The 9,901-nt window shown below is 54.9% G+C and carries 9 protein-coding genes; 2 read left to right on the top strand and 7 right to left on the bottom strand.

Translation table 11 applies throughout. The features are described 5' to 3' along the window. Positions 1 to 113 precede the first annotated feature (113 nt). Together WEB64_RS04450 and WEB64_RS04445 are read right to left on the bottom strand one after the other, a co-directional pair. Positions 114 to 1,307, bottom strand: coding sequence for a benzoate/H(+) symporter BenE family transporter (locus WEB64_RS04450; protein WP_368061568.1), 1,194 nt, complete (start codon positions 1,305 to 1,307; stop codon positions 114 to 116). Further along, positions 1,300 to 1,458, bottom strand: a complete 159-nt coding sequence (locus tag WEB64_RS04445; RefSeq protein WP_368061569.1) for a hypothetical protein — start codon at positions 1,456 to 1,458, stop codon at positions 1,300 to 1,302. Before WEB64_RS04445 ends, WEB64_RS04450 begins: the two co-directional genes overlap by 8 nt. A 214-nt stretch (positions 1,459 to 1,672) precedes the next feature. On the opposite strand from WEB64_RS04445, the gene WEB64_RS04440 reads away from it, so the two are divergent. Beyond that, complete coding sequence (locus WEB64_RS04440; protein ID WP_368061570.1) at positions 1,673 to 2,014, top strand: winged helix-turn-helix transcriptional regulator; 342 nt, start codon at positions 1,673 to 1,675, stop codon at positions 2,012 to 2,014. A gap of 369 nt (positions 2,015 to 2,383) precedes the next feature. Here the strand turns inward: WEB64_RS04440 and WEB64_RS04435 are convergent, their stop codons facing one another. Continuing rightward, positions 2,384 to 3,265 carry a DMT family transporter gene (locus WEB64_RS04435; protein ID WP_368061571.1) on the bottom strand — a complete coding sequence of 294 codons (882 nt, stop codon included), beginning with the start codon at positions 3,263 to 3,265 and terminating at the stop codon, positions 2,384 to 2,386. 346 nt (positions 3,266 to 3,611) lie between these two features. Between WEB64_RS04435 and WEB64_RS04430 the strand changes: the two genes are divergently transcribed. After that, positions 3,612 to 4,559: a LysR family transcriptional regulator gene (locus WEB64_RS04430; protein WP_368061572.1), complete on the top strand. Its 948-nt coding sequence runs from the start codon at positions 3,612 to 3,614 to the stop codon at positions 4,557 to 4,559. A gap of 3 nt (positions 4,560 to 4,562) precedes the next feature. On the opposite strand, the gene WEB64_RS04425 is transcribed toward WEB64_RS04430, so the two are convergent. The 4 genes from WEB64_RS04425 to WEB64_RS04410 all read right to left on the bottom strand — a co-directional run bounded on the left by WEB64_RS04425 (position 4,563) and on the right by WEB64_RS04410 (position 9,817). Further along, positions 4,563 to 5,336: an ABC transporter permease gene (locus WEB64_RS04425; protein WP_368061573.1), complete on the bottom strand. Its 774-nt coding sequence runs from the start codon at positions 5,334 to 5,336 to the stop codon at positions 4,563 to 4,565. A 2-nt stretch (positions 5,337 to 5,338) separates the two neighbouring features. After that, positions 5,339 to 6,334 (bottom strand): ABC transporter substrate-binding protein, encoded by a 996-nt coding sequence (locus WEB64_RS04420; RefSeq protein WP_368061574.1) that lies wholly within the window; start codon positions 6,332 to 6,334, stop codon positions 5,339 to 5,341. Continuing rightward, the gene (locus WEB64_RS04415) at positions 6,331 to 7,101 is read right to left on the bottom strand and encodes an ABC transporter ATP-binding protein (protein ID WP_368061575.1); all 771 of its coding nucleotides are present in this window, start codon (positions 7,099 to 7,101) and stop codon (positions 6,331 to 6,333) included. The genes WEB64_RS04420 and WEB64_RS04415 overlap by 4 nt, the downstream gene beginning before the upstream one ends. A gap of 208 nt (positions 7,102 to 7,309) precedes the next feature. After that, positions 7,310 to 9,817, bottom strand: a complete 2,508-nt coding sequence (locus tag WEB64_RS04410) for an acyl-CoA dehydrogenase (protein WP_368061576.1) — start codon at positions 9,815 to 9,817, stop codon at positions 7,310 to 7,312. Positions 9,818 to 9,901 lie beyond the last annotated feature (84 nt).

Raw genomic sequence — 9,901 nt, 5'->3', positions numbered from 1 at the left:
GCTCTCAATGCCCTCAGTGGCTCAGTAGGTTAACGAATTAACCAGACGGGACACTAGATAAGGTACCAATGTCAGTTTCATGTGTGCCCCTAATTCATGAGTAGTCTAAAAGATCACTGGTTTTGATTCTTCGGAATGAGCGCTTCGCGTCGGCTCATAGCAATCGAAAACCCGATGCCAAATAGCAGGCCCCAAAGCGCGGACCCGAGGTTAAAAAACGACATGCCGGACGCTGTCACAACAAATGTGATCATGGCGGCTTCGCGTGTGTTTGGCTCTTCAAGGGACGATGTAAGGCTGGAGATAAGTGTCCCGAACAATGCGAGCCCGGCGAGTGCGGTTATGAGTTGCCCGGGCAGCTGCGCAAACAACGTAATAATCGATGCGCCAAATAGCCCAATAATGATATATCCGATGCCGCAAACGACTCCGGAAATATACCGTTTTGATGGATCTTTATGGCATTCAGAACCCGCACAAATTGCGCCGATAATCGCTGCCGGATTCGCGCCTGGTGACCCGAACAGCGACAGCGGAACAGAGACCAACCCGCAAACGCCAACTACCTGTTTCGTTGAGACATCAAAGCCTTCGTTTCGCAGAATATGGAGCCCTGTCGCGTGCTGAGTGAGAGCGAGCAAAAAAAGCGGCACTCCCAGACCGACAAGAGCCGCACTTGAAAATATTGGAGTTGTCATTTCAGGGGAGACAAGATCGAAACCGACAGACTGTTCATTGACGCTTAGTTCTGGAAACGCGAAGGCCAGACCTGTCAAGAGTGCAAGGGCGACTGCGTATCGAGGTACGAACCTACGAAAAATGACATAGCCAATGACAACCGGCAGAATGATATGCGGGATGATTTGCAGCGATTGGAAGATTTTTGTGCAGAAGCTCAGCAATACGCCCGCGATCATCGCCGACAGGAGGCTCTGGGGTAAGATCGTTATCAGTTTTGCAAGCCATCCAGTATAAGCCAACAGGGTCACCAGAATCGAAAGTAGTAAATAGCATGCAACCGCTTCACTGAAAGAATACTGGGTCAGCGCGAAGATCAAAAGTACAACGCTGGGAGTAGACCAAGCGCCTATCACGGGCACTTTGTAACGAAGGCTAAGCCAAAGACCAGAAACGCCGCCTCCAAATGAAACCGCGAAGATCCATGTCGACAGCAGACCTTGGGGCAACTGCCCGGCATTTGCGGCCTCGACGACCACTAATACAGAACCTGTGTACGTGGCTAAAAGAGCAATCACACCCGCAGTCGCAGCGGATAAAGAGAAGTCATGCCTCAAATCTTTAATCACGCTTTTCTCCCTGTCGTTGAATCCGGTCGCGTTCGTAACAACACTGACGCCCGTATTCCAGGCGGGCATTGGAGATGAGGCGGCGCTTGTTGAAATCGGTTTCAATATGGCGAGGGGCAAGTGGCAAGAAGATCAGTTTTTCAGGTATCATTTTAACGGCCTGGGTTGATGTAATTTTTATTTTAAATTACTAATTTTCAACATGTTAAGTGCACTTGGCGCTTCCCTTTAACGAAAATTCAAGCTAAAGAAACTGGAAAGCCGGTGTAGAAAGTTGCTAAATAAAACGATCTCCACTACTAAATACGTAGTGCTTTATAGCACGCTTATCGGAGGATCACTACGTTTTTAGTAGTGATATTGTTATGTCGAAATTCCCTATGCCCGGAACACCAGTGCGTGGCTCTAAAACCGGTAAGCCGCTGATGGCGATTTTCGACCTGCTGGGTCGCAGTTGGACTATCGGAATCTTGTGGCATCTCAGCGATGGTGGTGATGCAACCTTCGGGGAGTTGCAACAGCGCTGTGAGGCAATATCTCCAACGGTGCTGACCAAACGGCTGAGCGAACTGCAACAGGGCGGTCTAGTAGAGCGCACGGATCACGGATACACAGCCACACGCCTTGGACGAGAATTATTTGAAATGCTTGCGCCCATTGGAGAATGGTCACGCGAATGGGCTTCGAAAATTAATCCTGATTTGTGATGCAGTCCGGCGAGGTGCTCTTGTTGGATGCAAGAGAACGGCAATTGTGGTGCTTAATACGATTATTAAAATCAGGAATCATGGCATAGCGATATGGCTTGGTTTCGGGGGTAGACACTGTAAACATCCCTGTTTTAGTCGCACTGCTGATTACGGTTTTCCGCCGGTTGGTGTTTCGCCAGATATTCCCAAAGGAGTCACGTCTTCAGTGAATCTGAGGGGGAGGAAGCGGGCTCACGCGGCTCAGGAAAAGGTCCGCTTTGTGGTCATAGCAAACAAATTCGATCCGACACTGCGCACAATGGACGTGCCCGATTGCACTGACACGCCCAGCCTACAGACACTCCACATCGTCATTGGCCGAGGGTCTCAACCTGGTGTTGGGTAAGTACGGAGCATCCGGTGGTTCCTCTGACGCGAACTTAACCCCACCAGCAATAGCGGTATTACGATCATAGCGCTGCCGGCCAGGAACCACAGATCCGGCACTTCCCCGAAACCTATCCAGCCAATAATCACCGCCCAGATCAGCCCCGTGTATTCGGCGCTGGTAACCTGGTTGGCGTCTACCTGCCGGTAAGCCAGTAGCACGGTGATGTTATAGCCCAGAATAAACAGGGCGGAACCGACGGCGCTGATCAGCATGGAGCTGTCCCAGGCTGCGCCTTCCCAAAAGGCCAGTGCGCCCGCCGCCGGGATGATCAGCAGGTAATTGAGGAACAGCTTGTGCACCGTGGTCTGCTGTTTCGGCAACTGGCGGACCATGACGGCGTTGATGGCCAGGGCAAACGCGGCGCCCAGGGCGGCGATAGCGGCCCAGCCGAACTCCACCGGGCGCAGGATCAGTACGATGCCCAGAAAGCCGCTGAAAACGGCGGTGACGCTGAGCGGCGTCAGCCGTTCGCTGAACAGTAGGGCAGCCATGACCATGACCAGCATGGGTGCGGCGTAGAACACAGCGTTGGCGGTAGCCAGCGGCAGGTTGCCGAGGGCGACGACCATGCACAGGATGCCCACCAGATGAATGTGTGCCCGCACAGCATGGACTTTGAAGCCTTCGAATAGGTGCTTGCGGTTGAGCTTGCCTGCCAGGGGCATAAGCATGAACAGGGTCAGCACGCAGCGCAGGAAGGCAAACTGGAAGATTGGCGCACCGGGTTCCAGCATTTTAATGAACACATCCGAAAGTATGGCCATGGCGTTGCCAATGATTAGCAGAAATATTGCGCTGTTGACTGTTTTTCCCGACATGGTGCCTCCCTGGGAATCTCGGCGTCGAAGGGTCAAGACGATTCGCGCCGGGGTGAATGTGATTTAGTGCCGCCTACTGTCAGAAAATTCGGTTCAAAATAGCGGACTGACAAAAGCCGATACGAGACAGAAACAGCCCGAATCTCACGTTAAAATTGTGAAGCGCTAATTCTGATAGGACAAAAATAGCCCCCAAAGCCTTGGCAGCTCTGGCCTGGAGCAATACCACCTTTCGTGAGATCGAATCTCAATCTCTAATTGGACTGACACTTGTGGTGGTGAGACTACTGGTGTATTACTATCCGATAAAATGATCTTTAAACAACTGGCATTAGAAAATTAGATAATGAAACTGCCACCTCTTAAATCCCTTCCTGTATTCGAGGCCGTGGCCCGCCTGAACAGCTTTTCGCTGGCGGCGGAGGAGCTGGCGGTGAGTCAAAGTGCCGTCAGCCACCAGATCAAACAGTTGGAGGCCTATCTGGGTGAGAAGCTGTTCTGGCGAAGTGGCCGGACGCTGTCGTTGACTGATGAGGGGCGGCAATATCTGGATGGAGTGGGGTCAGCGTTGTTGCAGATTGAGCGGGTGAGCGAACAGCTACTGGGGCATGAGGAGTCGCGGTTACGGCTATCGGTGTTCAGTTCGTTTGCGGTGCGCTGGCTGGTACCCCGGCTGCCGGACTTGCAACGGGAGTATCCGCAACTGGAGCTGTCACTGGAGATGAGCAGTGAGAATCCGGTTTTGTCGGACCGGGTGGCGGATTGTTTTATCACGATCAAGCCTGCGTCGGCGGCGTTCAGTTATGAGTTGTTGTATACCGAGCGGCTGTTTCCGGTATGCAGCCAGGATTATTGGCAGCGGATCAGGCGGGAACTGGGGCGGGATTCAGAGGTCGAGGGGCGGGATGAACCGGAACTGTCGCCAGAAGAAGTGGCACGATTTCCCTTGCTATCCACCCACAGCATTTTCGATAAAGCGGCCGGTGACTGGGAAGCCTGGTATCGCGAGGCGGATCAGAAGATTCCCAATGCCGCCAGGCTTCAGCATTTCAGTCATATGTTGCTGGCGCTGGAGGCGGCGCGGTTCCACCAAGGTATCGCCCTGACCAACGATTACATGCTGAGCACGCGGAAAGACTCCGGGGATTTTGTGCGGTTGCCGTGTCATTCGGTGATGACCGGTGACAAGTTCTACTTCGCCTGGAAAACCAGCCGGCGGCGGGAACGGGGTATTCAAATTTTGCGCCGGTGGCTGGTTGATGAAGCGATCCGGGGGGGGCTGAGAGTGGAGTAAGTATCAGAGATACTGATACCGGAGCAACCGGTGTTTGATGCGTTCCAGGATAACCTGGTCGATTATCGCCGCCAGAATGGCAATCACCAGGATATTGGTCATGACGCCAGTCATATCCGCGATTTCGCCGGAATAGGCCAGGGATTTGCCAAGGCCGGGGCTGAACCCCACAATCATCTCTGCGGAGATAAGGGCTCGCCAAGCGTTGCCGAAGGCCAATTGTGCGCCGGTAATCAGTTCCGGGGTAACCGCAGGAAAGTAAACCCGCCTGAGCATCTGCATTTTTGAGGCGCCCATTACCCGGGCCGCGGAGATGTGCACTTTTTCGACGCTTTCCGTGGCGTTCATTACGCTCAGGGCGGTGGGGAAAAACGCGCCTATGGCCACGACCACAATGATCGGCAGGTTGCCGAAGCCCATCAGAATAAGGAACAGCGGCACCCAGGCAATCGACGGAATCGATTGCAGGATAATGATAGCAGCCTTCAGGGTACTGCGAACCAGATCGAGGGTACCACCCACCAGTCCCAGGATGATGCCGAAGAACAGGGCGGCTCCGTATCCGATGCCAAGACGACTCATGCTGTTGCTGAGTCCCTCGTAGAAGGCGCCGCTGTTGAGCTCTTCCCACAACCGTTGCAGGGCTGCCGGTACGTCCGGCATCAGGAAGTCCGGCAGAAACCAGGCCGCCACCTGCCAGAAGAACAGGATTATGACAATAGCGGCCACGTAGGCGCGTTTGCTGGCTACACCGGTCGACTGACTACTATTACTCATTCCTAAAGCTCACGCGCCTGCTGCCAGGACAAATCCAGCAGGGCGTCTACATCAAACTCGCCGTCCACATCGAGAATGCCCTGCTCCTGCATGATAGCCGCCAGCTCCTTCATGCGGTTGATATCGTCTTCGGTCAGCTTGGCGCTGAAGTCGTTGGTCTTAATGGCTTCGGTGATCACCTGTTCGCTGGGCACGTCGCCCTGGTCGAGGGATTTAACGACTGGCTCCCGGATAAAGTAGTCAGTGATTAACGGCGCTGCCTTTTCGGGTTCGTTCTCAAGCATTTCAATGGCTTCGCGCTGGGCATCCAGGGCCGCCCAGAGAACATCCTTACGGTTTTCCAGAGTTTCACCGGAGGTAATTACTACCATGCAGGGGAATGGCCAGACCTCACCAATCTCGTAGATCTGCTTGACCGGAGCCACCAACTGAGCAATACGGTCATAGGGCTCGAACAGGAAGGCAGCATCCACACGGCCGCCAACCAGCGACTGCACGGCCACTGAAGGTGCAACACCCATGATATTCAGATCCGAAGGCGACAGGCCAGCATTGGCGAGCATCACACCCTTGAGTACGATGTCTGCGGTGCTACCCTGTTTCTGGGAAGCCAGGTTTTTGCCCCGGAGGTCTTCTACCGATTCAATACCGGAGTCTTCGCGTACCAGCAGCGAATGATAGCCGCGCTGCGCACCCCCCACGATCTTCAGGTCAGCGCCGCGGGAAGCCCAGGTGAAGGCATTGGAGAAACCCAATACCCCGATATCCAGCTGTCCGCCGACTATGCCCTTGATGAGATCGGTGCCGGAGCTGAATTCGATCAACTCTGCGTCCAGGCCGTACTTTTCATAGAGCTTGGCTTCATAGGCCAGCATGGCCTGGGCATCGTCCATGACACGGACATATCCGACACGGAATTCCTCTGCTGCCACTGCCGGGCTGGAAATAGCCAGGGCCAGCAGGAAAGCAAAAATGGGCGCAAATAAAGAGCGGTTCATGCTGTTTCTCCTTGTGAATTTTTGGGTGCGTGTTCTTCCGTATCAATGCCCAGCAGGTTCAGAACTTCCCGGCGAACATCGGCAAAAACAGACAGGTCATGGGTTTTGGGTATGTGCCCCAACTCGACCTCCCGAAGGACGATCGCCGGGCGATTGCTGAATACCAGCAAACGGTCTGCCAGATAGATGGCTTCGTCTACATCGTGGGTGACCAGGACTACGGTGGGCCGCTCTTCCTCAATCAGGTCTTTCAGGACGCTCTGCAGGGTCATCCGGGTCAGCGCATCGAGGGCGCCGAACGGCTCGTCCAGCAACAGTACCTTGGGACGTGCGATAAAGGCCCTGGCCAGGGCGCAACGCTGCCGCATACCGCCGGACACCTGGTGAGGGTAATAATCTTCAAAGCCTGCAAGTTTTACTTTTGCTAGCCATTTATGCGCCTCTTCCAGGGCCGTCTTACGAGGCTTGTCCTGAAACTCCAGTGCCAAGGCTACATTGTCCTGCAAGGTCATCCACGGATACAACGCATGTTCCTGAAACACCAGCGTGCGTTCCGGGGAGGGTTTGGCAACCGAAGCACCATCGGCGGTGAGGGCGCCTGAGGAGGGCTGCTGCAGCCCGGCCAGCATGTGTAATAACGTTGATTTCCCACAACCTGACGGACCCACCAGGCCAACGATTTCGCCGTTCCTGATGGTAGTGTCAAATTGCTTGATAACGCTCAGGTCGCCGAATGATTTGGTGACCTCGCTGAACTGGAGTTCCATATAGCCTGCCGGAATATCAATATATTCTAAATTGAAATATCTATTAAGTATTTTATAACTAAAAGTTCAGCAGAAAAAGAGCTTTTTGAACCTGCTTTCATAGAATGTGCTGATCACAGTGAAAGGCAGAGACAATAAGGTAGGAAGATGGGAGGAGGGCGAACATTCACCCGCCCACGATTAACGAGGGCGGCTGAGGGGAATGCAATCACTCTTCTTCTTTCGCTGCGCGTTCCACCACTTTGCGTTTGCCTTTGGTGCAACGGGCGAGGGCATTCAAACCATCGGCTTCAAACGCATCGACCCGGATGACGTCGTAGAGTGCTTCCAGCGCCTCCAGTAGCTTGTCGCATTCCTCACCTTTCACGACGCCCTGTTCACAGGCCCAGTCCACCAGTTCCTTGCGCTGATGGCCCATCAGAAGGTCAATGCCGCCCAGCTCGTCTTCATCACGATTGCGCAAAGCTTCATGCAGGCGCCCGCGCAATTCACGGGTTTCATTAGCCAACCGGTAGGCATTCAGCACGCGACCCAGCGGGTCCCCCGGGTCGGTATTGACGTAACTGCCGCGGCTGATGCGCTGTCGCAGCGGAGTATCCTTGACGATACTGGCCGCAACCTCCGCACCCAATGTGTCATCCGGCCCATTGAGGCCGGTGGCTCCAAGCGGGAACGCCAGTATCCGCAACGGCCAACGCAACAGAGGCACCGGGAAGTTGATGATTACCTCGCGCATGGAGGTTTTGAAATCCCTCAGGCTGGTCTGCAGGCACCAGTCCACCAGCGGGCGCTGGTCATCCGGGTAACCTTCCTCATGCCATTGTTTGATGACTGCCGATGCGTAATACAAGTGCACCAGGCAGTCCGCCATGCGGCCCGACAGGCGCTGGCGAGCCTTGAGGCCACCCCCAACCGTAAGCAGGGTGACGTCGGTCATGAGTGCGAATGCCGCCGAGAACCGCGCCAGCTGACGATAGCTGGACTGGAGATTACCCTGGCTCGGAACCGGCTCCAGAAGGCCACCGGTCAGTGCGAGAATGAAGGACCGCATCGCATTGCGGGTGGTGTGGGCAATATGGCGGTAGAAAATACTGTCAAATTTCTCCACCGCTGCATTGTTATCTTCCATGCCTGCCGCTTCAATTTCCTCCACAATAAACGGATGGCAGCGGATAGCGCCCTGGCCGAACACCATCAAACTGCGGGTAAGGATATTGGCGCCCTCCACCGTGATGCCGATGGGCACTGCCTGGTAGGCCCGGGCCAGAAAGTTGCGGGGGCCGGTAATGACACCGCGGCCAGCCACTACGTCCATGGCATGGTTGATCACAATACGCATCAGATCGGTATTGCGGTACTTGAGTACCGCCGAGGGTACGGACGGACGTACACCCCGGTCGAGCATGCCGGAGGTGAACAGGCGTGCGGCATCCATCATGTAGGTGTAACCGGCGATGGGTTCGAGGGCTTCCTGCACCCCTTCAAACTGGCTGATGGAACGGCCGAACTGTTCTCTGGTGAGGGCATAGGAGCCGGTGGCCAGGCTGGCGACTTTGCCAGCGCCAGCGCCCAGTGCGGGCAGGGAGATGGAGCGGCCGATAGACAGGCATTCCAGTAGCATCTTCCAGCCTTTCCCCAGCATGTTCTCGCCGCCGATGACCTGCTCCATAGGTATGAAGACTTCGGTGCCCCAGGTCGGGCCGTTCATAAAGACTGTGTTCATAGGCAAGTGACGAGCGCCGGAGTGAACGCCTTCAAGGTCATGGGGCACCATAACGCAGGTCACGCCAATGTCCTCCGATTCTCCCAGCAGCTTGTCGGGGTCGTAGACTTTGATGGCTAGGCCAATCAGCGTGGCGACCGGAGCCAGGGTAATGTAGCGCTTGTTCCAGGTTACTTTCAGGCCCAGTACTTCCTCGCCGTTCCATTCACCTTTGCAGACAATGCCTTTATCCGGGATGGCGCCAGCGTCAGAGCCCGCCACCGGGGAGGTCAGGGCGAAGCAGGGAATTTCTTTGCCGCCAGCGAGTAGCGGCAGGTAGTGTTCTTTCTGGGCATCAGTACCGTAGTGCATCAGCAATTCGCCCGGGCCGAGCGAATTGGGAACCATGACTGTCACAGCAGTGGAGACGCTGCGGGTAGAAATCTTCATTACGATTTCAGAATGCGCAGTTGCGGAGAAGCCCTTGCCGCCGTTTGCCTTGGGAATTACAAGACCGAAAAAGCCCTGCTCGCGAATGAATGTCCACACCTCGGCGGGCAAATCGAATAACTCATTAGTGATATGCCAATCGTCCAGCATGGCGCAAAGGGTTTCGACCGGGCCATCAAGGAACGCCTGTTCTTCGGGAGTTAAATGCGCATGTTTGCTGTCCAGCAAACGATCCCAGTTCGGGCGGCCGGAGAACAGTTCACCGTCCCAGTCGACACTGCCGGATTGCAGTGCTTCGGTTTCAGTGTCAGACAGCGTGGGTAACTTGCCACGCACCCAGCCCAGTAGCGGGCGACTCAACAGGTCCTGTCGTAACGGGTTCGGAACGACCAACAGCAGGGTGGCCATCAGCGCCAGGCCACCAATCAGTATACTGGCGATGTGCCAACCATCAATGAAGGCACCAGCCACGGTCGCAAGAGTAAGAACCGTTGCGGCAATCAGTCCGCCGACACCGAGATAGAGAAGAACCAGAGCACCGACCAGCAGGAACAGAACACTCATTGAAAGACCTCCTTTTCCGTTGAGCCTGAAATCACGATTGATCAAACCCGAAACAGATGCAAGCTTGATGAACCCAAAACAAAA

It is taken from the genome of Marinobacter sp. (genome assembly GCF_040882185.1).
In the GTDB taxonomy this organism is placed as follows: Bacteria; Pseudomonadota; Gammaproteobacteria; order Pseudomonadales; family Oleiphilaceae; genus Marinobacter.
This window is presented reverse-complemented; position numbering and strand designations above follow the sequence as displayed.

Bases quoted from the DNA above. Each gene is read 5' to 3' on its own strand.
- WEB64_RS04415 (WP_368061575.1), bottom strand. From the start codon at position 7,101: ATGGAACTCCAGTTCAGCGAGGTCACCAAATCATTCGGCGACCTGAGC.
- WEB64_RS04420 (WP_368061574.1), bottom strand. From the start codon at position 6,334: ATGAACCGCTCTTTATTTGCGCCCATTTTTGCTTTCCTGCTGGCCCTG.
- WEB64_RS04445 (WP_368061569.1), bottom strand. From the start codon at position 1,458: ATGATACCTGAAAAACTGATCTTCTTGCCACTTGCCCCTCGCCATATT.
- WEB64_RS04410 (WP_368061576.1), bottom strand. From the start codon at position 9,817: ATGAGTGTTCTGTTCCTGCTGGTCGGTGCTCTGGTTCTTCTCTATCTC.
- WEB64_RS04435 (WP_368061571.1), bottom strand. From the start codon at position 3,265: ATGTCGGGAAAAACAGTCAACAGCGCAATATTTCTGCTAATCATTGGC.
- WEB64_RS04430 (WP_368061572.1), top strand. From the start codon at position 3,612: ATGAAACTGCCACCTCTTAAATCCCTTCCTGTATTCGAGGCCGTGGCC.
- WEB64_RS04440 (WP_368061570.1), top strand. From the start codon at position 1,673: ATGTCGAAATTCCCTATGCCCGGAACACCAGTGCGTGGCTCTAAAACC.
- WEB64_RS04425 (WP_368061573.1), bottom strand. From the start codon at position 5,336: ATGAGTAATAGTAGTCAGTCGACCGGTGTAGCCAGCAAACGCGCCTAC.